The 25,700-nt window shown below is 64.5% G+C and carries 24 protein-coding genes and 1 pseudogene; 10 read left to right on the forward strand and 15 right to left on the reverse strand.

What is annotated here, in order from left to right; all coding sequences use genetic code 11:
- Positions 1–61 precede the first annotated feature (61 nt).
- The 15 genes and pseudogenes from NHH88_20435 to NHH88_20505 form a co-directional block, all read right to left on the reverse strand.
- The gene (locus tag NHH88_20435) at positions 62–1,186 is read right to left on the reverse strand and encodes a tetratricopeptide repeat protein (protein USX12058.1); all 1,125 of its coding nucleotides are present in this window, start codon (positions 1,184–1,186) and stop codon (positions 62–64) included.
- The gene (locus NHH88_20440; GenBank protein ID USX12059.1) at positions 1,183–2,085 is read right to left on the reverse strand and encodes an AAA family ATPase; all 903 of its coding nucleotides are present in this window, start codon (positions 2,083–2,085) and stop codon (positions 1,183–1,185) included. The genes NHH88_20435 and NHH88_20440 overlap by 4 nt, the downstream gene beginning before the upstream one ends.
- Positions 2,086–2,087: 2 nt before the next feature.
- A complete protein-coding gene (mshL, locus tag NHH88_20445; GenBank protein USX12060.1) occupies positions 2,088–3,875 on the reverse strand; it encodes a pilus (MSHA type) biogenesis protein MshL in 1,788 nt (595 codons plus the stop codon).
- A 10-nt stretch (positions 3,876–3,885) separates the two neighbouring features.
- Entirely contained in the window at positions 3,886–4,263 is a 378-nt protein-coding gene (locus tag NHH88_20450; GenBank protein ID USX12061.1) for an MSHA biogenesis protein MshK, read from the reverse strand.
- Positions 4,260–5,006, reverse strand: coding sequence for a hypothetical protein (locus tag NHH88_20455; protein USX12062.1), 747 nt, complete (start codon positions 5,004–5,006; stop codon positions 4,260–4,262). Before NHH88_20455 ends, NHH88_20450 begins: the two co-directional genes overlap by 4 nt.
- Positions 5,003–5,701, reverse strand: coding sequence for an MSHA biogenesis protein MshI (locus NHH88_20460; GenBank protein ID USX12063.1), 699 nt, complete (start codon positions 5,699–5,701; stop codon positions 5,003–5,005). The genes NHH88_20455 and NHH88_20460 overlap by 4 nt, the downstream gene beginning before the upstream one ends.
- Positions 5,698–6,642: a pilus assembly protein PilM gene (gene pilM / locus NHH88_20465; GenBank protein ID USX12064.1), complete on the reverse strand. Its 945-nt coding sequence runs from the start codon at positions 6,640–6,642 to the stop codon at positions 5,698–5,700. The genes NHH88_20460 and pilM overlap by 4 nt, the downstream gene beginning before the upstream one ends.
- Before the next feature lie 136 nt (positions 6,643–6,778).
- Positions 6,779–7,270 carry an agglutinin biogenesis protein MshP gene (locus NHH88_20470; GenBank protein USX12065.1) on the reverse strand — a complete coding sequence of 164 codons (492 nt, stop codon included), beginning with the start codon at positions 7,268–7,270 and terminating at the stop codon, positions 6,779–6,781.
- Entirely contained in the window at positions 7,267–8,187 is a 921-nt protein-coding gene (locus tag NHH88_20475) for a prepilin-type N-terminal cleavage/methylation domain-containing protein (protein ID USX12066.1), read from the reverse strand. The genes NHH88_20470 and NHH88_20475 overlap by 4 nt, the downstream gene beginning before the upstream one ends.
- Before the next feature lie 4 nt (positions 8,188–8,191).
- Positions 8,192–8,833, reverse strand: coding sequence for a type II secretion system GspH family protein (locus NHH88_20480; protein ID USX12067.1), 642 nt, complete (start codon positions 8,831–8,833; stop codon positions 8,192–8,194).
- Positions 8,823–9,356 carry an MSHA biogenesis protein MshC gene (locus tag NHH88_20485; protein USX12068.1) on the reverse strand — a complete coding sequence of 178 codons (534 nt, stop codon included), beginning with the start codon at positions 9,354–9,356 and terminating at the stop codon, positions 8,823–8,825. Before NHH88_20485 ends, NHH88_20480 begins: the two co-directional genes overlap by 11 nt.
- 477 nt (positions 9,357–9,833) lie before the next feature.
- Positions 9,834–9,962 (reverse strand): annotated as a pseudogene (locus NHH88_20490) (type II secretion system GspH family protein).
- A gap of 67 nt (positions 9,963–10,029) precedes the next feature.
- Positions 10,030–10,548 (reverse strand): type II secretion system GspH family protein, encoded by a 519-nt coding sequence (locus NHH88_20495; protein USX12069.1) that lies wholly within the window; start codon positions 10,546–10,548, stop codon positions 10,030–10,032.
- A gap of 20 nt (positions 10,549–10,568) precedes the next feature.
- Positions 10,569–11,798 carry a type II secretion system F family protein gene (locus NHH88_20500; protein ID USX12070.1) on the reverse strand — a complete coding sequence of 410 codons (1,230 nt, stop codon included), beginning with the start codon at positions 11,796–11,798 and terminating at the stop codon, positions 10,569–10,571.
- A gap of 1 nt (position 11,799) precedes the next feature.
- Positions 11,800–13,506, reverse strand: a complete 1,707-nt coding sequence (locus NHH88_20505; GenBank protein USX12071.1) for a GspE/PulE family protein — start codon at positions 13,504–13,506, stop codon at positions 11,800–11,802.
- Between the two features lie 260 nt (positions 13,507–13,766).
- Here NHH88_20505 and NHH88_20510 point away from each other — a divergent pair, with 260 nt between their 5' ends.
- The 10 genes from NHH88_20510 (at position 13,767) to NHH88_20555 (ending at position 25,696) form a co-directional block, all read left to right on the forward strand.
- Positions 13,767–14,483, forward strand: coding sequence for an ABC transporter ATP-binding protein (locus NHH88_20510; GenBank protein ID USX12072.1), 717 nt, complete (start codon positions 13,767–13,769; stop codon positions 14,481–14,483).
- Positions 14,484–14,488: 5 nt separating this feature from the next.
- On the forward strand, positions 14,489–15,427 hold the full coding sequence (locus tag NHH88_20515; protein ID USX12073.1) for an AAA family ATPase: 939 nt from the start codon (positions 14,489–14,491) through the stop codon (positions 15,425–15,427).
- A gap of 62 nt (positions 15,428–15,489) precedes the next feature.
- Positions 15,490–17,394 carry a pilus (MSHA type) biogenesis protein MshL gene (mshL, locus tag NHH88_20520; GenBank protein USX12074.1) on the forward strand — a complete coding sequence of 635 codons (1,905 nt, stop codon included), beginning with the start codon at positions 15,490–15,492 and terminating at the stop codon, positions 17,392–17,394.
- Positions 17,391–19,055, forward strand: a complete 1,665-nt coding sequence (locus NHH88_20525; GenBank protein ID USX12075.1) for a tetratricopeptide repeat protein — start codon at positions 17,391–17,393, stop codon at positions 19,053–19,055. Before mshL (NHH88_20520) ends, NHH88_20525 begins: the two co-directional genes overlap by 4 nt.
- A 63-nt stretch (positions 19,056–19,118) precedes the next feature.
- Positions 19,119–20,825: a Flp pilus assembly complex ATPase component TadA gene (gene tadA, locus NHH88_20530; GenBank protein ID USX12076.1), complete on the forward strand. Its 1,707-nt coding sequence runs from the start codon at positions 19,119–19,121 to the stop codon at positions 20,823–20,825.
- Complete coding sequence (locus NHH88_20535; protein USX12077.1) at positions 20,825–22,027, forward strand: type II secretion system F family protein; 1,203 nt, start codon at positions 20,825–20,827, stop codon at positions 22,025–22,027. The genes tadA and NHH88_20535 overlap by 1 nt, the downstream gene beginning before the upstream one ends.
- Positions 22,028–22,034: 7 nt before the next feature.
- Positions 22,035–23,642: a hypothetical protein gene (locus NHH88_20540; protein ID USX12078.1), complete on the forward strand. Its 1,608-nt coding sequence runs from the start codon at positions 22,035–22,037 to the stop codon at positions 23,640–23,642.
- Positions 23,639–24,331, forward strand: coding sequence for a hypothetical protein (locus tag NHH88_20545; GenBank protein ID USX12079.1), 693 nt, complete (start codon positions 23,639–23,641; stop codon positions 24,329–24,331). The genes NHH88_20540 and NHH88_20545 overlap by 4 nt, the downstream gene beginning before the upstream one ends.
- The gene (locus NHH88_20550) at positions 24,328–24,957 is read left to right on the forward strand and encodes a hypothetical protein (GenBank protein ID USX12080.1); all 630 of its coding nucleotides are present in this window, start codon (positions 24,328–24,330) and stop codon (positions 24,955–24,957) included. Before NHH88_20545 ends, NHH88_20550 begins: the two co-directional genes overlap by 4 nt.
- On the forward strand, positions 24,947–25,696 hold the full coding sequence (locus NHH88_20555) for a hypothetical protein (GenBank protein ID USX12081.1): 750 nt from the start codon (positions 24,947–24,949) through the stop codon (positions 25,694–25,696). The genes NHH88_20550 and NHH88_20555 overlap by 11 nt, the downstream gene beginning before the upstream one ends.
- Positions 25,697–25,700: the final 4 nt, after the last annotated feature.

Consider the following 25,700-nt stretch of genomic DNA (forward strand, 5'->3'; position numbering starts at 1 on the left):
ATTATATTATCATGATTGGCATATTTATAATGCGCTAAAACCTCCCGGTAAGCGACGGCAATTAACGCGCCAGCTGTTCCAGCTTGCGGTCGATGAACGCCAGCAATTCCGGCGTCATGCCGGGCGCCGCCCGCGCCCGCGTATAGGCTTCGCGCGCCTCCGGCAGGTGCTGGTCGGCCTGCAGCGAAATGGCCAGGCCCATCCACCAGACGCCGTTGCCCGGCGCCAGTTGCAGCGCGGCGCGGTAGTAGCGTGCCGCTTCGGCGTGACGCTGCTCGCGCTGCAGCACACCGGCCAGGAAGGCCAGGTAGTCGGCGCTGTTGCCGGCGTACGGCAGGGTTGTCATCAGTGTTTCGAGCGCCGGCCCGCCGCGTTCCAGTTGCAGCCGCGCCAGCACCATCGCCAGCCCCGGCTGGCGCGGATCGATGCCCAGGGACAGGCGCAACTGGCGAATCGCCTCGTCGGCCCGTTTGTTTTCCAGCAGCAGGCTGACGTAGGTTTGGCGCGCCGCCTCGTTGCGTGGATCGATCTCGAGCGCGCCCTCCAGATCGGCCATCGCCACGCTCAGGCGGCCTTCCTGCAAGGCCACCAGCGCGCGCCGGTAGGCGCCGTCGGATTCGAGCTTGGGTGTCAGCTCGCGCCGGCTCACGCCTTCCGTTTGGGCCGGCTTGCGTACGGGACGGTGCGCCTCGTGGTCGGACAGCGGGCGACGGGGCTTGGACGCGATGGCTTCGTCGGCTGCGGCCACGGCGCCGGACGACGGGGCCGCCGGTGCCGCCGCGCGGACCGGTACGGACTTGGCCGGCAAGCCGTCAAGTTGCGCCGGCTGGATGGCTTTGGCTACCGGTTCGGCGGACGGCTCAGCGGCCGGCGCCGCCAGTTCCGGCGCCGCCGGCTTGACCGTCTCGACCACGGGCGGCGCGGCGACGGCGCCCGGAGGACGCTGGTTGACCACCACTTTCGGCACCGGCGCCGGCGGCGCGCGATGGCTCTGCCAGTACTGCCAACCATACCAGCCGCCGGCGGCCAGCACGGCGGTGGCCGCCATGCCCGCGCCGGCCAGCATCATCGGCCGGCGGTCGCGTTCCGGCGCCGGCACCGCCTTCAATTCCTGGGAATGGATCGCGCCGTCGCCGGCGCCGCCGCGCTTGTCCAGATCCTGCAGCATTTTATTGATCAGGCTCATTTGGTCAGCGCCCACGTCAAGCCGCACGCCGCGACCAGCACGCTGACGCCGGCGGCCAGCCACGGCCAGCGCACGCCGGCGCGCGCGCCAACCACGCCGTTGGTGTCGTGCGCGGCCAGGTTGACGTGGCGGCGCGTGACCTGCTGCCTGCCCTCGCCAAAGCACAGCATCAACGACTTGTTGGCCATGATGTTGACCAGCCGCGGAATGCCGCCGCTGGCGCGGAACAGTTTGCCAATCGCGCCGCGGCTGAACAAGCGCCCGCCCGTGTAACCGGCCACGCGCAGACGGTGCGCCAGATAGTATTCGATGTCGTCCCGGCTCAGCGGGCCGAGGTGGTAGTGAAACGTGATCCGCTGCGCCAGCTGGCGGATCGAGTTGGCCTGCAAATGCTGGTTCAGCTCCGGCTGGCCGAACAGCACGATTTGCAGCAGCTTGCGCTTTTCCGTCTCCAGATTGCTCAGCAGCCGCAACGCTTCCAGGCTCTCCACCGGGATCGCCTGCGCCTCGTCGAGCAACAGCATGACCTGCTTGCCGGCGTGCGCCAGTTCGATCAGGCGGAACGTGATCGACTTGAGCATCTGGTGCTGGTCGACATCGCGCGCCAGGGTCACCTCCAGCTCGTCGGCCAGGGCCAGCATCAGGGTGCGCGGCTCCAGGTAGGGATTGGGAATATAGGCGGTGACGAATTCCGGCCCGACCGTGGCGATGAACTTACGGCACAGCAGCGTCTTGCCGGTACCGACCTCGCCGGTGATCTTGATGAAGCCCTCGCCGCTCTTGGCCGCCACCAGCAAGGTGTTCAGCGCCTCCTGAGAGTGCGGGCTGGTGAAGAAGTAGCTGGTATCCGGCGTGATGCTGAACGGCGCCTCGCGCAGGCCGAAGTGTTTGCTGTACATGGTCAATTGCGCTCCCTGGCGCGGCGCGGATCGAGCTCCTTGATGCGGCGTCCGCTATCAAGCAGGTCCTGGTTCCAGTCGGAGCTCGATTCGACGATGGTCGGCTTGATCAGCACCACCAGCTCGCGCTTCTGGATCACCTCGCCGGTGGCGCGGAACAGCGCGCCGACCACGGGAATGTCGCTCGCGCCCGGCACGCCGGATCGGTCGGACGTCGTCGCCTGGCGCATCAAGCCGCCGATGGCCACTACCTGGCCGTTCTGGCCGCGCACCATGCTGTCCATCTCGGAGGTCGACGACGCCGCCAACGGCAGGCTGAAGTTACCCAGGGTGCCCAGATTCACACCCTTGTTGACGGTCGACACCTGGCTCACCGACGGGTGCACATGCAAGATGATGTTGCCGTGATCGTCGATCTGCGGCGTCACGTCCAGCACCACGCCGGAGAAGAACGGCTGCAAAGTCAGCGTCGGCGTGGTCACGCCGTTGCCGTTGCCGCTGGTCGTCGTCGTGGTGCTGATGCCGGTGACGAAGAACTCGTCGGTGCCGATCTTGAGCAGCGCCTTCTGATTATTCAAGGTCGCGATGCGCGGGCTCGACAAGACGTGCACGGTGCCCTGTCCTTCCAGGAAGGAAATCAGCGCCGCGAAATTGCTGGTCTGGAAGGCCAGGCCGAATAGCGAGCCGACCGCGTCGGATACGGCGCCGAGCGACGCGCCCGGCACGGCCACGGTGCCGGCGGGGCCGGAGCTGGTCAGCGAACCGGTGGCGCTCACGCCCAGCGGCGTCAACGATGAGCCCGGTTGTACCAGTCCGGCCGAGATGCGGCTATTCGTGCTGAGCTTGCCGAAGGCGGCCCAGTTGATGCCGCTCTGGAAGTTGCTGTTCAACTCCACCTCAAGGATCTTCGCCTCCAGGATCACCTGGCGGTCGACCGACAACTGGGTCGCGCGCAGGTACTGGTCGACGTTGCGCAGCTCGTCGGGCATGGCGCGGATCACGATCACGCCCGACTGCGGGCTGATGGTCACGCTGCGGCCTTCCTTGCCAGGCTCGATGATCGCCTCCAGCGCCGTCTTGAGCTCCAGCCAGAAATCGCTGCCGGATGTGGTTTGCACATTGGCCGCGTCCCGCTGGCTCTGGTTGCCGCCGGAGTTGTTGCCATTGTTACCGTTGTTACCCGAGTTGTCGTTGTTATTGTTCGAGTTATTGTTGTTGCCCGAATTGTTTTGCGACCCGCTGTTGCTGGTGCCGGCGCTCGCCACCGACGTCGACGACACGCGCAGGCTCGACACGCCCTTGCGGATCGCCGTCAGGTAATTGACCTTGAACATCTTGGTCTGCATCGTCAACGGACGGATGTAGATGCGCGTGCCGTCGATCTTGTAGTCGTAGCCGTACAGCTCGCGCACCGCGTCGAGCGCCTCGACCAGGGTGACATCCTTCAGGTTGGCGGTGATGGTGCCCGTCACCTCCGGATTGATCAGCATGTTGTAGCGTGTGCCGGCCACGATGGAGTTGAAGAACTGCTGCACCGGCACGTTGTTGAACGACACGTTGAAGCGCTCCTCCAGCACCGCGCGCGCCTTCGGCAACTGCTCGGCCAGCTGCGACACCGGCGGCAGCAAGGCGCTCGCCACGGCGTCGGCCTGCGCGGCGGCCGGCGGCTTGGCCTTGAGCGCCGTCTCGACCTCGGCATTGATCTTGTTGTAGGTATCGCGCTTGGGCGGCGTCGAGCAGCCGTTCAGCAGCAGCGTCGTCAGGATGGCGATGGTCAGTATTTTTTGCATATGCATTCGTTTAACGTTGATGAACGGGCGTTTTGCCGCCCGTTCCGGTATCGGGGAACAAGGTCAGCACCTGTTTCTCCCGTCCGCGTTGCAACACCACTTGGTTCTTGCCGATGTTCACCAGCACGGCGCCGTTGAGCTTGTCGCCCTTGCGCAAGGTCTGGCCGTCGATCACCGCCACCTCGCGCCCGCGCGTGCCGATCAGGATCGACTGCAAGCGCGGGCCGGCGCTGACGACCGGCGCATCGGCTGCACCCGGCGCCAGCAGGCGCGCTTCCGGCGGCGGCTGGGTCGGATCGGCAAGGGTCTGCGCTTGCGGCGTCGGCGCGGCCAGAACCAGCGCCCACAACGTCCCGGCCAACCAAGCGCGTTGTACGGCGGCGCTCATAGCTTCATCCATTTCTGGTCCAGACTCAGCGTGTATAAGGTCAAGGTCAGGCGCGAGTTCGGGTACTGCTGCGCGTCCAGGCTGGCCTTGCCCCAGAACAGTTGAACCGGCAATGCCTCCAGCGCGGCCATGTAGCTGATCATGTCCAGGTAGCTGCCCTGCAAGACGATTTCCACGCCGTGCCGATACAGCAGCTCGCGCGGCTTCTGCGCGGCGGCTGGCGGGGGTGGCTGATTTGGCTGGGCCGGGGCGGCCACCGGCGCGGCGCCGCCGGCAACGGGTGGCGCGGATGCGGCGAAGCTCTCGTTCATGCCCGTGACCGGCAAGGTTTTCATCGCCATCAAACGCAACTTCCCATGGCCGCTGAGCAGGTTTTCCAGCAACGGCGCGATCTTCTCCGGCGCCACCAATCCTTTTTGCACCGCCAGCAAGCCCGCGCTGATGCGGTCGATCTCGGCACGGGCCGCCAGCAACCGGGCGCGCTCCTGGGCATCCGGGTCGAGGTTGAAGCCTTGCGCCTTGGCCGTGATTTCCAGGTCGATGCCGGCGATCTGGTTTTGCTGCTGTTTGATCTGCGCCAGCAGCAGTTTTTGCTTCGCCAGCATCGGCTCGACCGCCATCGTAAAAATCAGGAACAGGATCGCCGCCGTCACCGCCACGAACACCATCGCCCGCTCGCGCAAGGTCATCGCGTCCAGCTTGGTGCTCAGCTTCAGCCATTGCTGTTGCAGTGGTTGCTTCATTGCTCGGCCCTCGCCACGGCTGTCGATTGCAGGCTGAATTGCACGAAAGGCGCCGTGGTCGCCACCGGTGCGGCGGGTGCTGGCGCGGCCGTCGGAGCGGCTGCACCGGTCCCGGGAGGCGGCGCGGCGGCCGGCATCAGTTGCGCGTCCGGCCGTGAAATATCGAGGCTGGCGAAACTCTTGCCGTGCATAACCCGCTCCGACTTCAAGCGAGCGATGTAGGCCGGTATCAAGGTCGGCTGCATCGCGCGTCCCTGGACGCCGATATCGTTGCCCGCGCCGACGATGGACACGCCGGTCAACCACAGCCCGCTGACGTTCTGCCGCGAAAACGCGCGGAAATATTCCGCATAGCCAGCCGCGTTGCCCAGCGTGCCGTCGCGCAGCACCGCTTCCACTTGTTGCAGCGACTTCAGTTCCGATTCGGCCTGGGCGACCTCGGTCGCGATGGTGGCGCTTTTCTGGCGTGGCGCGAACTGCTTGTTGGCCTCCACCAGGCGGCGCTCGCGGTCGGCCAACAAGGTTTTGCCCGATGCCGCCGAGCGTTCCAGATCGGCCACGCGCTGGCCGGCGTACCACGTCAGCAGCAGCGCGCCGGCGACGATGACGCCCAGCGCCTCGGCCATCGGCAACGCCGTGAACACCTTCTTCTGCTTGAGGAAGATGGGGTTGAACAGGTTGATCTGCTGGCTCACAGCACCACCTCCTCGTGACGCAGGGCCGCGCCCAGGGTCAGGAAGAAACGCTGCTGCTGCTCGACGTCCAACAGCGCCGGCGCCTTGCTCAGATCGAACACATCCTCGAGCCCCATCGCCTCGACCGGCATGTACAGGTTGGCCGCCAAATACTCGTGCAAGCCCTGCGCGCCGGTCGGCGCCAGCAGCAGCTTGATCACGTTGACGTAGTTGAACTGGCGGTCGAAGTGATCCAGCGAGCGCTGCAGCTCAAGGGTGATCTTGTCGAAGCAGGTCTGCTGCTTGTCGGTGTCCGGTTCCAGCAACTGCGGCAAGGTCACGTCGATGCGGCGCGACAGGTACAGCTCGCCCTTGAAGGTGATCGTCAGCAGGCCGCCGTCGCCGTCGAACGACAGCATCGCCAGGCCCCGGCCCTCGGTCTCCAGCAACGCCGAAATATTCCGCTGCGCCATTTCCGGGATATCGATGACGTTCAGTTCGATCTTCGCCTCGGCGAACAGGCCCTGGCGCGCCTGGATCAGCGCGTTGCGCGCGGCGATGGCGAACATCGAATGGGCGCGCGACGGCGCGTTCGGGTCGATAGGGATGTCGAGCACGTCGATCGTGGCGTCGTCGACATGGAAATCGAGCATATCCTTCAAGCGCCAGCGCACCGCCGTTTTCAATTCATCCTGTGGGACGTTGGGGGCGTCGACCGTCAGCATCTGGTACTCGCCGCCGCTCAGCATCGTGCCGAAAAGGAAATTGGCGGCCTTCAAATCCTTGCTCACTTTTTCCAGCGATTCGGATGACAGGCTGGCATTGGACGGATAGAACGACGAAAGCTCGACCACCGCCTTGGCGTCGCGCACGCGCTGCACGCGGCCAGCGCAGATGCCGTCGCGGTGGAACGAGACAGTCAACCAGCCATCCTTCTTTTTGCTTCTTTTGAGGAATCCCATACCAGCGACCTAAATGGTTACCAGCACACGAAGTTTACGCGCTAGTTGGTTGATTATATTCAAGTTACACCGCTCGTTTGCCAAAAATTAATAGTAATGCCACAAAAACACACACATTGTCATGTGGCTTGTTTCTTTATAGCTGCGCATTGATCGTTCGTTGCACATAGTCGGGACCGGGGACGGCGTTGTTCGGGCACGCACCGTTAGGGCCGGGCTGGTTGCAGGCGCTGACGGTGATCCTGATGCCGTTAGCGGTCGGATCAGCCTGCCCGGCTGCTGGGTTGCCGTATCCGGCAGCGGGAGCTGTACAAGTCACGGTTACGGTAAAGGCCGACAAAGTTGGGGCCGGCAAGCCAAACGAAATCGCAATTGCCGGTGTTAGCCCACAGCCGAGGGGATCTGCGGCCAATCCGCCCCCCGTTTGCAAGCTTGTAAACAGCGCCCATTCCATACCCGCCCGCGCCGCCTGATACGCGCGCGCGCCCTGCTCGTCCTGCGACGCGCTGGCTTGCTGCGAGGTCGTCAGCGACACCACGGCAACCGCCAGCCCGGCGAGCACCACCAGTAGAAAGATGGCCGTCACCAGCGCGACGCCACCCGACTTTCGGATCATCCGCAGCTTCATGGCGTATTGTCCACATGGATTTGATGCGTCAGCGTGACGATTTCCACGGCGTTGCCGCCATTGACATCGGGGCGGCCCAGCACAAGATTCAAACCTATCAGCGCGGCCTGCTGGTTGCCGAAACCGTTGATGGAGAAATTGCAAGCGACCACGTTGTTGGCCAGTAGATCGCCGGCGGCGGCAGTGGGAGTAGGCTGGGCAGCGAAAAAGTTGGCCGCCACGGACCGCGTCAAGGTGCCCCTGCCGTTCGCCAGCCCCTGGCAGCGAAAGGTCACCGGCTCCGTGACCACTTGGAACCGCTGGCCCGGCGAAGTATTTGGATTGGGAGACGCAAACGGATTGCGGCCATTGCCAGCCGAGTCACCATCCAGATACCGCTCATAAGAAATGGTACGGGGGCCGGCAGCAGTAACGCGCGCGAGATTGGTGCGCGAATAGGCGTCGGCACCGACATTGGCAAAGCCGGGACCAAGGTTATAGATGACGATATAGTTATTTGCCGCCCCCGAAAAAGTGAGTGTAGGCATCGGCCCGATCACATTGAACGGCAATGCGACAGGGTCTATGAAGCTCAACGGCGTACCGTTGGCGGTATTGTCCTCGACCGACAGATACTGGCCACCGGAAATAGTCGGAATAAACTCCAACCACCAGACACCATTATTCACCGTCAGGCGCACGCTGTTGGGCAACGCGGTGCGCAGTTCGCGGGCCATGCGGCGCAACGCCAGGTCGGCCGCGTCGCTTAGCTCGGCACGCGCGGCGGCGTCGGTATAGTTCTGCACTGGTCGACGAATGAACAGCACCATGATGCCAGCCAGAATGCCGGTGACGACCATGACGACAACCGCTTCCACCAGCGTGAAACCGCGCTGGTGAATCGCAAACTTCCGTAAATGTCGAAGGCTGGTTTTCATGGGCTTAGTAGGTCGGCGCGTACCGCGTGCGGTAGCCGTCCAGCTGAATAGTCAAGCCGGGGCCGTATGTTGTGACGATAGTGATGCGCAATACCTGAAGGTTGTTGGCCGCGGATACGATGTTGCGTCCGTTCGGTCCGAGGGCGCCATTGCCGTTTGGCGAGCCGGCTGGACCCAGCACGTTGACTTCGACCGTCGTCGTTATCGGCCCCAGCGAGTTGTTTCCCATGACGTCGAGGCCCAGCGCACTGCCGTTTACATCCCGATCCACGCCGTTCGCATCGGCGAAGCTGGGCTGGGGTGTCCCAGGCTGCGTCACATAATCGGCGACGCTGGCATAGGGACGCCGCGCGCCGTTCGGACGCTGACCAAACGCCGCGACTCCCCCAGGCGTGGCGCACCCGTCTTGCGTAGTTGCCGCACCGTAGTTGGCGTCGGTGGGCGCGCAAAAAGTAAGGCCGGCCGATTGCACTTCCTCCATGTAGGCCTCGGCGATCAGCATCGCCTGCTTGCGACGCAGCGGATCGGCGCTGGACTTCGTGCCGATGTTCAGAACGCCGATAATGCCGGCGGCGGCCACGCCCATGATCACCATGAACAGCACAAGTTCGATGATGGTGAGGCCACGCTGGCGTTTAGAAGACATAGCCAGTCTCTGCTACCACCGTGACCCGATAGACGCTGCCGCCGCTAGTGCCGCTGGTGAAGGTCAACGTCAATGGCCCGACAAAGCTCGAGAATGCATTAAGCGCGACATCGTAGTTTAAGGGACGGCCCATAGGGTCGAAAGAGAAAATGCCGTTGGCTGGCGTGCCGGCGACGGCCATGTTAGCGGGCGTGCCTTCGCACATCCAGTTAGCGACATAGACGTTGCCGAGTGTGCAGGCGGCGCGCGTTGCGGTGCTGCCGCTGTTGCTGCCGCCGGGCGCGAAAGCCAGGGCAGCGGCGGCGTTGCAGTTTGAGGTGAAACACACGGCAAATCTCGCTGGCGTCGCGACGACGAAGACTCGCCGGTTTTGTGCGATGGCGAGTTTCTGGGCGTAACGGATGAGGGACTTGGTCTGATCGGAATAGGCGCGCCCGGCGAACGTATCGCCATCAAAAAACCGCGACGCACCGATGGCACCGAGGATGCCAATGACGATTATCACAACCACCAGTTCGACCATCGTGAAGCCAGCATGTCGCCGTCCAGCCCTGGTAGTATCTGAACGGCGCCGCAACACTGACGTTTTCACCGCCGCCCCGGAATACAGCGATTACTGGCAGTTGTTCTGCGTAGGCAGAGCCGAAATAACCGGGGGCGTGTTCGCATTTACGGCGGCGGTATAGGAGATGAAGCAGTTCACCGCACGGGCAGTACCGGCCACGCTGCCAGGAATGACGACAAAACCATTGGCGGGAATTGCCGGCGTTGTCCCGGTGGCTGCGGCTCCGGCAACGCTTGGGAGGACCGTGTAATCAGGAGCCACCAAACCGGCTGCTGTCGCGGTCTCGATCGCGCCATTGGGATAGCCATTGGCAACGGTAACGATAATGCTCTCATTGGTAAAGGTTCCCTGATTAGGTTGCACCAGTGATTGACCGTGAACCATGGCAACTGTGCTTCCCAACGCTCCCCGAGCGGCGCCCAAGGCTGCCACTCGCGCATCACCGCCCAAGTTCGCAAAACGTGGCAACGCGGTCGCCGCCAGAATGCCGAGGATCACAATCACGACGATCAATTCGATCAGCGTGAAGCCCGACTGCGCTGCTGGTTTACGGAATGCGCTCATCGCTGCCTTGTTCATTTTCACTTCTCCAAGTCGTCCATTAAGTTGAAGAAAGACGGCGCGGATTGCGTCAGTCTCTCACTTGCTCAAAGGCCACACCGAGGGGTTCTGGTGCGCCTGACGGCTTGGCGGGGCTATGGGGCAAGCGAAGTAATTTTACCTTGAATTTCAAACGTTTCGTGGGAGCATCTAAAAATCCGCGGCTAATATTTAACAAAAAAATCACGGATTTATCACTTCGATCAAACGCCCAATTTCCTTCGCCGATGTCGGCGTCGCTAGGGGAAAAGTACTCGCCGACATAATTGGCAGGCTTGTCTTTCAGCCAATCAAACGGATTTTGTTCGGCCAACATGGTTAAATCTATCGTTCCACCGGGCAATTTCCCGTGCGCAACCTTAATTTCTAAGGCAGTTCGCACATTCGCCACCGTCATTCGCATGGCGGCCTCGTTCGCCTCGCCCTGATAATGCCAAATTCGTTGCAGCAAAACCGTGGTCAAGATGCCCACAATTACGACGATCAACGCGAATTCCAGCAAACTGGCGCCGCGTTGTTTCTGCGTCACAAATGTTGGTAAGAAAATCAACTAACGCCTCGTTTCCGGCATCACTTATGCAAGGCGGCTTTGCCCAAGTCCCAAATCGGCAGGAAGATGCCCAGCGCCAGCACCAAAACCATCATCCCGAGGAAGACAATGAGGATAGGCTCGATCTGCGCCGACAGCGTCTTGAGCTCGTAATCGACCTCGCGCTCGTACATCTGCGCGATCTCGTCCATCAAATCGTCGATCGAACCGCTCTCCTCGCCCACCGCGATCATTTGCAGCACCACCGGCGTGAACACGCCGGCGGCGGCGGCGGTCCGCAGAATGCTGTCGCCGCGCTCGACGCCGTCACGCATTTGCTCGACGCGGGCGCACAGGTAGGCGTTGTCCACCGTCTGCGACACCACCGTCAACCCTTGCACGATCGGCACGCCGCTGCGGTTGGCCAAGGCAAAGCTGCGGGCGAAACGCGCCATCGTGGCCTTGAGGATGATCTTGCCGGCGACCGGAATCTGCAGTTTGAACTTGTCCCATTGATACAGGCCGCGCTGCGTGCCGACCCAGGCGCGGAAGCCCCACACGCCGGCGACGGCCGCCACCGCCATCATCGGCCAGTAGCGCACGGTGAAGTTGGATGTGCCTATCAGTATCCGGGTCATCAGCGGAAGCTCGGCATGCAGCGATTTGAACACGCCGACAAACGCCGGTATCACGAACATATTGACGACAATCATCGCCGCCACCATGGCCATCAACACGAAGCTCGGATAACGGGTGGCCGTCTTGACGCGCTCGCGCATGTCGCGGTCGAACTCAAGATGGTCGAACAAGCGCAGGAACACTTCCTCCAGCCGCCCGGTCATCTCGCCCACCCGCACCATCGACAGGTAGAACGGCGAAAACACGTCCGGATGCCGGCGCATGGCCGCCGACAGTTCGCGCCCCGAGTCCAGCGACTCGCGCAAATCCTTGATGACCTTGCCGAACGACTTGCTGACCGCCGACTCCTGCAAGCCCGCCAGTCCGCGCATGATCGGCACGCCGGACTTGAGCAAGGTATATAACTGGCGACTGAACAATTGCACGTCCATCGACGTGACCTTCTTCTCCAGCAGCCGCGCCAGCCAGCTCTCGCCATTGGCGGCGACGGCTTTTTGCGTGACGGTGATCTCGATCGGCGTCACGCCGGTGTTGAACAGTTGATCGGCGATGGCGCCGCTGTCCGGGCCTTCCAGCACGCCTTGCATCAGTTCGCCGCGCGCGTTACGGGCTTTGTAGGCGAAGAACGGCACGTCAATCCTCGGTCTGGTTACTGATGCGCATCGCTTCCGACACCGTCGTGCGGCCCTGCACCACCAGCTGCACCGCGTGCCGGCGCAAGGTTTCGCCGGCCATCTGCGTGGCCGCCACCTTCAGGAAGTGGGCCGGATCGGGATCGTTGGCGGCATCGACCACCGCCCGCGTCATCTCCAGCAGCTCGTAGACGCCGGTACGGCCGCGATAACCCATGCCGTTGCAATGCGAGCAGCCCTTGCCGTGGAAATAGCGCGCCTTGTCCACCTTGTCGTTCAGTTCCATGCTCAGCCACTCGCGCTCGGTCGGCGTCGGCTCGTACGGCGTGGTGCAGCTTTCGCAGATCATGCGCACCAGCCGCTGGGCCAGCACCGCCTGCAAGGAACTGCCGACCATGTAACGCGGCACGCCCATGTCCATCAGCCGCAGCGGCGTGCTCATCGCGTCGTTGGTGTGCAAAGTCGACAACACCAAGTGACCGGTCATGGCGGCGCGCAGGCCGATTTGCGCGGTTTCCTGGTCGCGCATCTCGCCGACGAGCACGATATCCGGGTCTTGCCGCAGCGCCGAGCGCAGCACGCGCGCGAAGTTCAGGTCGATCTTGTCGTTGACCTGCACCTGGTTGATGCCGGCCAGCCGGTATTCGACCGGGTCCTCGACGGTGATCAGTTTCTTCTCGACGGAATTGAGCTCCGACAGCGCGCAATACAAGGTGGTGGTCTTGCCGCTACCGGTCGGCCCGGTCACCAGCACCAGGCCGTTCGGACGCTGGATGATGGCGCGGAACTTTTCCACCAGCGCGCGCGGCATGCCGATGGCGTCGAGCCGCAGCTGGGCGCCGCCCTGGCTCAGCAGACGCATGACGACCGATTCGCCGTACTGGGTCGGCATGGTCGAGATACGCACGTCGATGCGCTGGTTGCGCACGCGCACGGCAAAGCGGCCGTCCTGCGGCAGGCGCTTTTCCGAGATGTCCAGGTCGGACATCAGCTTCAGGCGCAGCGCCAGCGACGGTGCGATCTTGATATCGGTTTCGGTCTGCAGGTGCAGCACGCCGTCGATGCGGAAGCGGATCTGCAGCCGCCCTTCCTGCGGTTCGATGTGGATGTCGGAGGCGCGCACCTGCGCCGCGTCGTCGAACACCGACTGCAGCAGCTTGACGATGGGCGCCTCTTCCAGGTTCGGATTGGCGGCCGCCAGCGCGCCGAAGTCGACCGAGACGTCGCCCAAGTCTTGTTCCAGCTCGCGCGCCAGGTCGGAGATATCCTCGGTGCGGCGGTAGATGCGGTCGATGACGGCCAGCACCTCGGTCTCGTTGACGACGGCCAGCTCGATGTTTTGTTTGACGATGCGGGCGATCTCGTCATACGCGAACAGGTCGGTCGGGTCGGACATGCCCACCAGCAGCACGCCGCGCCGGTCTTCCAGCACCAGCGCGCGGAAGCGGCGCGCCTGCGTCTCCGGCAGCATGCGGACGATCTCGGGATTGACGTTGAAGAACTTCAGGTTCAGGTACGGGATGTTGAGCTGGCGCGCCAGGGCGCCGGCGATCTGCTCCTCGGTGACGTAGCCGTTCTCGATGAACACGCGGCCGAGCTTGCGCCCGCTGCGCTTTTGCTCGGCCAGCGCCAGCCCCAGTTGTTCTTCCGACAGCAGCTTTTGCTGTACGAGAATTTCCCCCAGCCTGACTTTCTCCGGCCTTGCCATACCCGCTCCTGATTCTCAAAAACCTATTTGAACCGTTCAACCCGCACCCCGGCGACGTGGGGTCGTACCCTAAGGGGTACGACCCCGGGGTGGCTTGGGGTTCCAGGTTACTCATGATGCCGCACGACAACTTGCGGCCATTCTAGTGCAGATTACCCCACTTCCCCAATGCCAAGCTCGCCTATCTGCACAGGATGTCGCTTTCTTCGCACGAATGCGCTACAGTTGTGGTTCGTTTCCTGTGGCCACTATTCCCTTTCATGACCATACCCGCCCTGCGCTTGCAAGACGTCGTTCAAGGCTATGGCCAAACCAGCGTGCTGAGGGGCGTGAATCTCGCACTGCAAGCAGGTGAATGCTTCGGCCTGGTGGGCGTCAACGGCGCCGGCAAGACCAGCCTGATCAAATGCGTGCTCGATTTTTGCGCACTCGACGGCGGCGCCATCGACATCTTCGGCCAGCCGCACCACCGCCCCGCCAGCCGCCAGCCGCTCGGCTTTCTGCCGGAACGCTTCACGCCGCCGTATTACCTGACCGGCGCCGACTTCATCCGCTATCTGCTGACCCTGCAAGGCCTGCGCTACGACGCCGGCGAAGTCGGCGCGATGATGCGCGCCCTCGACCTGGACCCGGACGCGCTCAAGCGCACCGTGCGCGGCTATTCCAAAGGCATGACGCAAAAGCTGGGACTGGCCGCCTGCCTGCTCGCGCGCAAGCCCCTCTATATACTGGACGAGCCGATGAGCGGCCTGGACCCGAAGGCCCGCGCGCTGTTGAAAGAACAACTGCGCAGCCTGCACCGCGCCGGCAGCACCTTGTTCCTGACCTCGCACGCGCTGGCCGACGTCGATGAGCTGTGCGACCGCATGGCCATCCTGCACGACGGCCAGATCCGCTTTGCCGGCACGCCGGCCGAATGCCGCGACCGATACGGCACGGACAGCCTGGAACAAGCGTTCCTGACCTGCATCGCGTGAGCAGCATGTACCAATCCCACTTCCAGTTGCGCGAATCGCCGTTCGGCATCACGCCGAATCCGGCCTTTTTCTATTCCGGCAATACGCGCGGCGAAATCCTCGAAGCGTTGCTGTATGCGGTCTGCCACGGCGAAGGCATCATCAAGGTGACCGGCGAAGTCGGCGCCGGCAAGACCATGTTGTGCCGCATGCTGGAGAGCCGGCTGCCGCCGCATATCGAGGTCATCTACCTGGTCAACCCGAACCTGGACCCGGTCGAAGTCCAGTTCGCGATCGCTGCCGAACTCGGCCTGCCGACCCGGGGCTTCCGCGTCGACGAGGTCCAGCGCGGCCTCCATGCGCATTTGATCGAGCGCCACAGCCAGGGCCAGCAGGTCGTGCTGCTGGTCGAGGAGGCGCAAGCGATGCCGCTCGAGACCCTGGAGGCGATCCGCCTGCTGACCAATCTGGAAACGGCGCGCAGCAAGCTGCTGCAAATCGTGCTGTTCGGCCAGCCCGAGCTGGACGAGCACCTGGAACTGTCGAGCATGCGCCAGCTGCGCGAGCGCATCACCCACAGCTTCCACGTGCCGGCCATGGAACCGGGGCTGGTGGCCGAGTTCCTGGACTTCCGCCTGCGCGCGGCCGGCCACGACGGCCCGGCCGTGTTCAGCGCCGCCGCCGCCAAAATGATCGGCGACAGCTCCGAGGGCATCGTCCGCCGCATCAACATCCTGGCCGACAAGGCGCTGCTGGCCGCGTTCGCCGACGACGCCGACGTGGTCGACAAGCGCCACGTGCGGGCAGCGATCAGCGAATCGCCGTTCGGCCGGGGCCGCGCGGGCACATTGTTAAATCGGCGCCCGGGTCGCTACTTTAATCGCACTGTTGCAATCGGGTGTTTGCTGGGACTTTTAATTGGAGCAATATGCTTGAGCGTCCTTGCAGTGGCACCAAATTTGTAAGATCATGCTAGCTATATTGCATATGCACAACATCCTGCGTTCCCCCTGGGCCGGAAGAAACAATGAATAAACTAGCCTTGACCATCGTCCCCGTGGCTTGCAGTGTGTTACTTGGCGCCTGCGCCACGCGCAGCCTGCCGACCTCGCCCACCCACGTCAGCGAAGCGCCGCGTCCGGGCGGGTCGATCCCCGAGCCGGTGCGGCAAAGCGCGGTGCTGCCGCCGCCCAAGCCGACCGCCAAGGTCGAGACCTACAGCGTCACCGTGCACAAGGTGCCGGTGCAGTCGCTGCTGTTCGCGCTGGCGCGCGACGCCGGCCTGAACGTGGACGTCCATCCCAGCATCGAGGGCATGGTCACGCTCAACGCGCTGGACCAGACCCTGCCCCAGCTGCTGAGCCGCATCCAGCGCCAGGTCGACATGCGTTATGAAATCAACAATGGCACCCTGTCGGTGCTGCCGGACACGCCGGAATGGCGCAACTACAAGATCGACTACGTCAACATCGCGCGCAGCACCAGCAGCAGCGTCAGCATCGCGACGCAGATTTCGACCACCGGCGGTGGCGGCTCGAGCGCCTCCAACCCCGTCGGCGCGACAACGGCGGCCAGCGGTTCGAGTGGAAGCGGGAGCGGGAGCGGAACCAGTAGCGGCAGCAGCAGCGGCGGCAACCAGTCGAACAGCAACAGCGGCAGCAGCGCCGGCAGCAACAACTCGACGACCGTGGTCAACAACCGCTCGGACAATAATTTCTGGTTCACGCTGGAGAAGAACATCCGCGACATGCTGCGCAACACCAATCTCAGCGACAACCCGGTCGATCCGCTGGCCGGCGTGCAGCAAAACACGCCGGGCGGCACGCAGCCGGGCGGGCAAGCCCAGGCACAACAGGCGCCGGCGGCGTTCGACACCGGCGCCTTCGGCCAGTCGCGCAACAATAACAACCGTCCCAACTCGGTCATCGTCAACGCCGAGGGCGGCCTGATCGCCGTGCGCGCCACCAGCCGCCAGCACGAGAAAATCCGCGAGTTCGTCGATATCGTGCTGGGCGCGGCCAAGCGCCAGGTGCTGATCGAAGCGACCGTGATCGAGGTCCGCCTCAATAATAATTATCAGCAGGGCATCAACTGGTCGACCTTGTCGCGCTCGGGTCGCCTGGGCATGACGCAAGGCCAGGTCGGCACCGTCAACCTGCCCAGCGGGGTCAATCCGGGCACCAGCCCCGGCATTTTCCTGTTGAAGTACAACAATCCGCTTAGCGGCTTGGGCAATATCGCCGCGACCATCGAACTGCTGGAATCGTTCGGCAAGGTCAAAGTGCTGTCGAGCCCGAAAATCAGCGTGATGAACAACCAGACCGCGCTGCTCAAGGTGGTCGACAACAACGTGTTCTTCTCGATCAAGGTCACGCCGGCCGTGCTCGGGATCAACGGCACGCCGACCTCGCCGGCCACCTACGAGTCCAAGCTGGAGACGGTGCCGGTCGGCTTCGTCATGAGCGTGACGCCGCAAATCGCCGACAACGACGACGTCACCGTCAACGTGCGCCCGACCATCACCCGCATCGTCGGCACCGTGCTGGACCCGAATCCGGCCCTCGCCGACGCCAGGGTACAGAGCTTCGTGCCGGTGATCCAGGCGCGCGAGCTGGAATCGCTGATGAAGATCCCGAGCGGCCAGATCGCCGTCATGGGCGGCCTGATGCAGGACTCGGTCGACAACGCCAAGGACTCCGTGCCGCTGCTGGGCAGCGTGCCGGTTATCGGCGACCTGTTCTCCTACCGTAACGAGAAAAGCACCAAGACCGAACTGGTGATCTTCATGCGCCCGATCGTGGTCAAGGACGCCAGCGTCAACGGCGACTACAAGGACTACCGCTACCTGCTGCCGGGCGAAAAACCGGATAACGAGCCCTACCCGGTGCCGACAGCGCCCCCTGCCCCCACCACCAACGGGAACGGATCATGAGCTTACTGATGCAGGCGCTAAAGAAGGCCGAGCGCGCCAAACAAAGCTCGGCGGTCGAGGACGAGGTGGACAAGCCGTCGGAGGAGTTCGACGCGGTGCTGGCGCTCACGCCCGAACCGGCGCCGCACGCCGCCGTGCCGCCCGCCAAGCGCGAGCTCAGTCTGGACCTGGAGCCGATGGCCGAATTCAGCCTGGAACCGCTGGCGCACGAAGCGCCGGCGGCCAGCCTGACGCCGCGTCCCTCGCCCAGCCCGTTGCCACCGCCCAGCGACCATCTGGACGCCGGCCTGACGTTCGACCTGACGCCCGATCCGTCCGCCCCGGTGGCGCCCGCGCCGGCGGCGGCGCCGCAGCAGCGCGCACAGCCGAACGTGCCGCCGTCGGCCACGATCTCATCCGCCAGCGCGGCCGCCGCCACAGCTAGCGCCGCCGCGCAGAACAATGCCCAGAACACCTACGGCGCCAGCGCCGCCGCCGAGCCCACGGCCGGCGCCAAAGCCTCGGCCCCGGCCTCGGCCAAACCGCAATCCAGCGACAAGGCCGCCGGCAAGCCGCGCGGCGCCGCCCGCGCCCGCGCGGCGGCCGCCACGACGAACGAGCCGGTCGGCATGGACCCGGAACGCCTGCGCCTGATCGGCCTGCTCTCGATCCTGGCGCTGATCGTCGCCGGCTTCGGCTATTACTATTGGCAAGCGGTGGTCGCACCGGGCGCCGGTTCGCGCCTGCCGCCGGTGCCGATGCCGCCGCCGGGCGCCACGGGTGCCACGCCGGTGCAGGTGATCGGCGCCTCGCCGGGCGCCTCCGCTGGTCAACCCGGCCAAGCCGCCACCGGCGCGCCCGGCGGTTTCGCCGATCCGATGGCGGCCGACCCCAGCGGCAGCGCCATGCTGGCGCCGTCCGTCAACCGTGGCGGCCGCGACGACCTGGAGCGCCGCCTGGCCCGCACCGAGCAGGAACTGGCCGCCGCCCAGCAAGCGATCCAAAGCCAGCTCGCCGGGTCCACGCCGCGCGCGGAAAGACTCCCGCCCGTCGCCGCCCCGGACAACAACGCCGAGATTCGCGTCGCCCGCGCCGTGCAGCCGGCCAAGATCGCGCCGGCCGTGGAAACCGCCTACCAATCGTTCAGCAACGGCGACCTGCCGAACGCGCAAAAGCAATACGAGTCCGCGCTGCGCCAGGAACCGACCAGCCGCGATGCGCTGCTGGGCCTGGCGATGGTGCATACCCGCCAGAACCAGGGCGCACAAGCGGCGTCGTATTACCTGCGCATGCTTGAACTCGATCCGAACGATTCCACCGCCGTCGCCGGCCTGGTGAGCATGCGTTCGGGCGACGCCGCCCAGAACGAAGGCCGCCTGAAGGCCATCCTGGCCACCAATCCGGAGGCCGGTCCGGCGCTGTTCGCGCTCGGCAACCTGTACGCGCAGCAGAACCGCTGGTCCGACGCCCAGCAAACCTTCTTCCGCGCCTACAGCGCCTCGCCCGACAACCCGGACTACGCCTACAACCTCGCCATCGGCCTGGACCGGCTGAACCAGGGCCGGCTCGCGCTCACCTATTATCAGCGCGCGCTGGTGCTGTCGCAGGACAAGGCGGCCGCGTTCGACCGCAACGCGCTACGCATCCGCATGCACGAGCTGGGCGCGCCGGCAGCGCAATAAGGCAACAAGGCAACCAGGCGGCCGGCGCAAGCCGCCCAACAAGAACACCACCAACCACTATCGATGGCAGAACAAGCAAAACTCCCGCTCGGCAAACTGCTGATCCAGAAAGGCGTCATCAGCGAAGACCAGCTGCGCATCGCGCTGATCGAGCAAAAACGCAGCAACGAGCCGTTGGGGAAACTGTTGATCACGCTGGGCTTCGTCACCGAGGCCACGGTGCGCATGGCGCTGTCGGAGAACCTGAACCAGCAAAGCGCCGACCTCACCAGCCTGGTGGTCGACGCCATCGCCCTCAAGCTGATCCCCAAGGAAGTGGCCAAGCGCTACCGCGTGTTCCCCATCGTCTACGAGCGCCAGACCGACAACCTGATCCTGGCCATGTCCGACACCAGCAACATCGTCGCGCTCGACCAGATCAGCGCGATGCTGGTCAAGGGCATCACCATCAGCCCGCTGCTGGTGAACGAATCGGACATCTCGCGCGCCATCGACCAATACTATGGATTCGAGCTGTCGATCGACGGCATCCTGCACGAGATCGAAACGGGCGAGGTCAACTACGCCAGCCTGGGCACCACCTCCGACGAGTACAGCCAGCCGATGGTGCGCCTGATGGACGCCATCCTGGCCGACGCCGTGCAAAACAGCGCTTCCGACATCCACTTCGAGCCTGAGCAATCGTTCCTGCGCATCCGCTACCGCATCGACGGCATCCTGCGCCAGATCCGCAGCCTGCACAAATCGTACTGGCCGGCGATGGCCGTGCGCCTCAAGGTCATGTCGAACATGAACATCGCCGAGACGCGCGCGCCGCAGGACGGCCGCATCTCGATCAAGTTCTCCGGCCGGCAGATCGATTTCCGCGCCTCGGCGCAGCCGACCACGCACGGCGAGAACTTCGTGCTGCGCGTGCTCGACCGCCAGAAGGGCCTGGTGCCGCTCGACGGCCTGGGCCTGGGCGAGGCCGAACTGAGCCTGCTGAAGCTGATGATCGCCCGCCCCGACGGCGTGATCCTGGTGACCGGTCCGACCGGCTCCGGCAAGACCACCACCCTGTATTCGATCCTGAACCACATCAACACCGAGAGCGTCAACATCATGACGCTGGAAGACCCGGTCGAGTATCCGATGAACATGATCCGCCAAACGTCCGTCAACGAATCGGCCAAGATGGGCTTTGCCGAGGGCATCCGCTCGATGATGCGGCAAGACCCGGACATCATCCTGGTCGGCGAGATTCGCGACAAGGAAACCGCCGAGATGGCCTTCTCGGCCGCCATGACCGGCCACCAGGTGTATTCGACCCTGCACACCAACTCGGCGATCGGCTCGATCCCGCGCCTGCTCGACATCGGCGTCGTGCCGGACATCATGGCCGGCAACATCATCGGCATCATCGCCCAGCGGCTGGTGCGCAAGCTGTGCACGGCTTGCCGCGAGCCGCATATCGCCGACGATGTCGAACGCCGACTGCTGGGCCTGCCAGAGACGGCGGGACCGCAAACCTTGTACCGCGCGGTCGGCTGCGACCACTGTGCGCACCAGGGCTACAAGGGCCGCATCGCCATCATCGAACTGCTGAAGATGACACCGGCGCTCGACGAGATGGTGGCGCGCCGCGCCTCGTCGCGCGAACTGAAGACGGCGGCCGCCAACAGCGGCTTCCACAGCCTGATCGACGACGGCGTGCGCCGCGTGCTGGAAGGCGTTACCACGCTTGAAGAAGTCGGCCGTGTAGTGGACCTGACCGAAAGGCTGGCCACCTGATGCCCCAATACTTCTACCGCGCGATGGACGCCGGCGGCCAGATCTCGCCCGGCAACATGGACGCCGCCAACGAGCCGGACCTGGAGCTGCGCCTGCACCGCATGGGCCTGGACCTGATCGACTGTCGCGTTTCGCGCGCCAAGGTCGTGGCGTTGAAGCGCGTCATCACCCGCCGCGACCTGATCAACTTCTGCTTCCACATGGAGCAGCTGACCGGCGCGGGCGTGCCCATCCTCGAAGGCTTGAACGACCTGCGCGAGAGCATCGACCACCCGCGCTTCCGCGAGATGATCACCGGCCTGATCGAGAACATCGAGGGCGGCCAGCAATTGTCGGCCGCGCTGGCCGCTTATCCGGAGGTGTTCGACCTGACCTTCACCAGCCTGATCACCGCCGGTGAGCAGAGCGGCAAGCTGGCCGAGGTCTTCAAGAACCTGTCGGAAAGCCTGAAGTGGCAGGACGAGCTGGCCTCGCAGACGAAGAAAATCGTCATGTACCCGGCCGCCGTGGGCGTGTTCGTCACCGCCGTCACCTTCTTCCTGATGATCTACCTGGTGCCGCAGCTGACCTCCTTCGTCAAGAATATGGGCAACACCTTGCCGCTGCACACCAAGGCGCTGATTTTCGTCTCCAACATCTTCATCAATTACTGGTACATCCTGGTGGCGGTGCCGCTGATCGCCTTCTTCGTCGGCCGCGCCTGGCTGGCGCGCAGCGAGCAGGCGCGCTATGCCGCAGACGGCTTCAAGCTGCGCATCTGGATGATCGGACCGGTGCTGCACAAGATCATCCTGGCCCGCTTCGCCACCTTCTTCGCGATGATGTACGGCTCCGGCATCACCATCCTCGAATGCATCCGCCTGTCCGAGGGCATCGTCGGCAACCGCGTCATCGCGGCCGGCCTGCGCCGCGCCGGCCAGCTGATCTCCGAAGGCCAGGGCATCACGGCAGCGTTCCAGAACACCGGCATCTTCCCGCCGCTGGTGATCCGCATGCTCAAGGTCGGCGAAACCACCGGCGCGCTCGACGGCGCGCTGCGCAACGTCAGCTACTTCTACAATCGTGAAGTCAAGGAGATGATCGAGAAGGTGCAAGCGATGATAGAGCCGGCCATGACCGTGATCCTCGGCGTGATGGTCGGCTGGATCATGCTGTCGGTGATGGGTCCGATTTACGACACGATCAGCAAGATCAGAACCTGAGGCTGCCGTGACGAGCAAACACCTACTCTATCTCAGCAGCGAACAGCTGCACGCCTACCAGTGGCGCAACGGACGCTTGACCGGCGGCGTCCGCTTCAACAACGACCGCGCCGGCATCGACGATTTCATGGACTACATCGACCATGGCAACCACGCGCCGGTCTACCTGCTGGCCGACCTGATCGAGGAAGACTTCCAGCGCGTCCACGTGCCGCACGTGGGCGGCCGCGCCGGCGCCAAGCTGATGCAGCGGCGCCTGCTGCAGCAATACCGCGAGACGCCGTTCCGCCACCACGAGGTGCAGGGCCGCGAGGCGCTGGGCCGGCGCGACGACATCATGCTGCTGTCGGCGCTGACCAACCCGTCGTCGGTGCAGCCGTGGGCCGAGGCGCTCGAACAATTGAAAATACCGCTGGCCGGCCTGTACTCGACCACCCTGCTGAGCGAGGCGCTGGTGCGCAAGCTGGCCATGCGCGACGAGCACCTGCTGCTGGTGACGCAACAGTCGGCCGGCTGGCGCCAGAGCTACTTCCAGAACGGCCAGTTGAAATTCTCGCGGCTGACGCCGGCCATCGACCGCGACGGCGACGCCGTCAACATCGGCACCGAGACCGGCAAGACCCAGCAATTCCTGACCAGCGTGCGGCTGATGGCGCGCGGCAATGTGCTGGAGACGGCGGTGATCGCCCCCGCCGCCGCCATTCCCGCGCTGGAAGCGCAATGCGAGGAAGGCGCCGAGACGGCGTTCCGCTTCATCCCGCTGGAGGGCGTGACCGACCGGCTCGGCATCAAGACCAAGACCGGGCCCAACAACGGCGACGTCGCCGACCTGGCCCTGACGCTGACCGATCCGCTGATGCTGGCCTTCCTGGCCCGCACGCGTCCGCCCAGCCACTACACCCTGGGGCCGTTGCAACGCTACTTCAAGCTGTGGCGCGCGCGCGTCAACCTGTATCTGTTCAGCGGCGTGCTGGCGGCCGGCTGCGCGGTACTGGCCGGCATCAACCTGTGGCAACTGGGCGATGCGCGTGACGATACCGCGCGGCTGGCCGCCGAGGCGTCGTCGTACGACCAGCGCTACGGCGCCGTCATGGCCGCGATGCCGCCGCGCGTGACCACCACCGCCAACATGCGGGCCGCCGTCAATGTCGAGCGCATGCTGGTGACGCAGGGGCCGGGGCCGCAACAGTTGATGGGCATCGTCAGCGCCGCGCTCGAACAATCGCCGCAGATCCGGCTGTTGCAGCTGGACTGGAAGGTCAATCTGCCGGCCACGCAGATCAGCGGCCAGGCCGGCGTCCAGGGTGGCGCGGCCGATATGGGCGGCGCCGGCCAGGTGGCGCCGATGTCGTCGCTGCTGGCGGGCATACCGGGGCGGCCGCCGCAGGCGCTGCTGCTGGAGGCGGAAATCATGACCGACCAGGACGACTACCGCAACGCCGTCAACACGATGAACCTGTTCGCGCAGCAACTGGCCAGCCATCCGCGCCTGATCGTCGAGGTCGACAAGCCGCCGCTCGACACACGCTCGTCCGTCAAGCTCAACGGCAAGGCCGGCGTGCAGGCGGTCGAGACGCGCGCCAAATTCTCCCTGAACCTAGTGTGGCAGCCATGAGCACCAATCCCGTCACCGGCAAAAAGCCGCCGCGCGCCAAGGTCGCGCTGCCCTACTGGATCAACGAGTTCGATCTGATCCGCACGGCCGTGCTGACCGCCGTCGCCGCGGTCACGATCGGCATGACCTGCGTGCTCGTCACCGGCTGGCGCCAGCAGGACGCGGACGCGGAGCTGCAAAGGGTGCAGCGCGTGCGCGACGCTGCTTATTCGCGTTATGCGCATGTGGATAATGAAAAGCGCGATATCCGTAACTTCCAGCAACGGTATATCGAGTTGCGCGAGCGCGGGCTGATCGGCGAGGAGAAGCGGCTGGAATGGGTCGATGCGATCCGGCAGACGCAGGAGCAGCGCAAGCTGCTGCCGCTGAGCTATGAGATCGACCCGCAGCAGCCGGTAAGGCTGGAGTCGGCGCTGGATCTGGGTGAGTACCAGTTGCAGGGCAGCCGCATGCGCTTGCATATGGAGTTGCTGCACGAGATGGATTTGTTCGATTTCCTTGGGGATTTGCGCGAGCGCAGTTTCTTTGCGGTGCAGGATTGTTCGATCAAGCGGCTGGGGGTAGTGGCCGGGGCGCCGGGGGCGGCGGCAAGTCCGACCTTGGGCGCGGATTGCACGCTGAACTGGATTACGATGGCGCCAGCGCCGAAGGTGGCGCCCGTGGCTGAGCGTAGGAAGGGCAAGGCATGAGCTTGATCATTGATCATGGGCCGGAGGCGGCGCTTGGCGGATTACGCTGCGCTAATCCGCCCTACGTGTCTCCGTGGTACGTCGCCGTCGCGGGGCTCATTTTATTGACCGCGTGTCATTTCGCTTATGCCGATCCGGGTTTGGGGCGCTTGTTTAATACGCCGGCTGAGCGGTCGGCGCTGGACGCCAATCGCGGCAAGGTGATTTCTACTACCGTCAACGGGCCGGCGGGGGCTCAGGTTCAGCCAGGGGCGCCGTCCGACTACTTTTTGCCGCCCGGGGTGCCGGGCAATATGCCGCCGCCAGGGGCGCAGGGCGCGCAGCCCGGTAGCGCACAGCCAGGTATGATGCCGCCCGCCGGGACGCAAGGCCTGGATCCCGACGCGCCGCCACCCGCTCCGCCCGCGCCGGAACAGCTTGAGATGAACGGAGTCGTGCGCAGCAGCAGCGGGCGCAGCACCGTATGGCTCAACAATGTCCCGCAAAGCGGTCCGCAGAACAAGTTCAGCAACCGTAACAAAAAGGCGCTGACCGTCACCCTGCCCTCCGGCAAAAAAGTTCTGCTGCGGCCGGGCCAGCGCTACGACCTGGCCGATGGCCGCGTCAAGGACATCAATGAACCGTGAGCGCCTTCAGCCGTTCCGGCGGCGCCGTCCGGCCTTGCCGCGACGCCAGCGCGGCGCCGCGCTGCTGCTGTTGCTGGTCGTACTGGGCCTGGGGGCGTCGTCGCTGTTGATGAGTTTATTCAGTCCGCCGTCCGGCGAATTGCGTCCGCAGGCGCTCACGCGCGAGTCGCTGGCGCAGGCGCGCGAGGCGCTGCTGGGCTACGCCATCCTGCACCGGCGACTGCCGCGCCCGGCGCTGTCGGCCACCGATGGCCGCGAAAATCCCCGTCCTTGCACCAGCGACGCCGATTGCACCGGCTTTTTGCCGTGGATAACACTGGGCCTGGTGCCGGGCGACGGCTGGAACAAGCTGCTGCGCTACAGCGTGTCGCGCGATTTTGCCAACGGCAATCTCGACGATACGGTGGAGGCCGACAAGACCGTGTTGGACCGCAACGACGACGGCACCGTGTTTTACCGCGCCGGCTCGGCCAATTGCCGCGCCGACGACCGCTGCGCGCCGGCGGTCATTTATTCCAGCGGCAAGCATCTGGGCGTGAGCGTCGACGGCATCCCGCAGCTAAGCGGCGTAATGGACAACCTCGACGAGCAGGCCAACGAGGTCGCCGTGCACGATTTCATGGCGCGCGCCGCCACCGGCGAGCCGCGCAGCATCGGCGGCAGCTTCAGCAACGTGGTCAGCTGGGTGCCGCTGCCGATGATACGCAACCGCGTGCGCGCCTCGGCGCCCAAGCGCTGACCGC

This window comes from Oxalobacteraceae bacterium OTU3CAMAD1, from assembly GCA_024123915.1.
Lineage (GTDB): Bacteria > Pseudomonadota > Gammaproteobacteria > Burkholderiales > Burkholderiaceae_D > Rugamonas.

Excerpts from the sequence above, each read along its gene's own strand:
- NHH88_20510 (USX12072.1), top strand. The coding sequence starts at position 13,767 with ATGACCATACCCGCCCTGCGCTTGCAAGACGTCGTTCAAGGCTATGGC.
- NHH88_20440 (USX12059.1), bottom strand. The coding sequence starts at position 2,085 with ATGTACAGCAAACACTTCGGCCTGCGCGAGGCGCCGTTCAGCATCACG.
- NHH88_20485 (USX12068.1), bottom strand. The coding sequence starts at position 9,356 with ATGGTCGAACTGGTGGTTGTGATAATCGTCATTGGCATCCTCGGTGCC.
- NHH88_20450 (USX12061.1), bottom strand. The coding sequence starts at position 4,263 with ATGAGCGCCGCCGTACAACGCGCTTGGTTGGCCGGGACGTTGTGGGCG.
- NHH88_20435 (USX12058.1), bottom strand. The coding sequence starts at position 1,186 with ATGAGCCTGATCAATAAAATGCTGCAGGATCTGGACAAGCGCGGCGGC.
- NHH88_20550 (USX12080.1), top strand. The coding sequence starts at position 24,328 with ATGAGCTTGATCATTGATCATGGGCCGGAGGCGGCGCTTGGCGGATTA.
- NHH88_20505 (USX12071.1), bottom strand. The coding sequence starts at position 13,506 with ATGGCAAGGCCGGAGAAAGTCAGGCTGGGGGAAATTCTCGTACAGCAA.
- NHH88_20555 (USX12081.1), top strand. The coding sequence starts at position 24,947 with ATGAACCGTGAGCGCCTTCAGCCGTTCCGGCGGCGCCGTCCGGCCTTG.
- pilM (USX12064.1), bottom strand. The coding sequence starts at position 6,642 with ATGGGATTCCTCAAAAGAAGCAAAAAGAAGGATGGCTGGTTGACTGTC.
- NHH88_20515 (USX12073.1), top strand. The coding sequence starts at position 14,489 with ATGTACCAATCCCACTTCCAGTTGCGCGAATCGCCGTTCGGCATCACG.
- NHH88_20480 (USX12067.1), bottom strand. The coding sequence starts at position 8,833 with ATGTCTTCTAAACGCCAGCGTGGCCTCACCATCATCGAACTTGTGCTG.
- mshL (USX12074.1), top strand. The coding sequence starts at position 15,490 with ATGAATAAACTAGCCTTGACCATCGTCCCCGTGGCTTGCAGTGTGTTA.
- NHH88_20455 (USX12062.1), bottom strand. The coding sequence starts at position 5,006 with ATGAAGCAACCACTGCAACAGCAATGGCTGAAGCTGAGCACCAAGCTG.
- NHH88_20545 (USX12079.1), top strand. The coding sequence starts at position 23,639 with ATGAGCACCAATCCCGTCACCGGCAAAAAGCCGCCGCGCGCCAAGGTC.
- mshL (USX12060.1), bottom strand. The coding sequence starts at position 3,875 with ATGCAAAAAATACTGACCATCGCCATCCTGACGACGCTGCTGCTGAAC.
- NHH88_20535 (USX12077.1), top strand. The coding sequence starts at position 20,825 with ATGCCCCAATACTTCTACCGCGCGATGGACGCCGGCGGCCAGATCTCG.
- NHH88_20475 (USX12066.1), bottom strand. The coding sequence starts at position 8,187 with ATGAAAACCAGCCTTCGACATTTACGGAAGTTTGCGATTCACCAGCGC.
- tadA (USX12076.1), top strand. The coding sequence starts at position 19,119 with ATGGCAGAACAAGCAAAACTCCCGCTCGGCAAACTGCTGATCCAGAAA.
- NHH88_20470 (USX12065.1), bottom strand. The coding sequence starts at position 7,270 with ATGAAGCTGCGGATGATCCGAAAGTCGGGTGGCGTCGCGCTGGTGACG.
- NHH88_20525 (USX12075.1), top strand. The coding sequence starts at position 17,391 with ATGAGCTTACTGATGCAGGCGCTAAAGAAGGCCGAGCGCGCCAAACAA.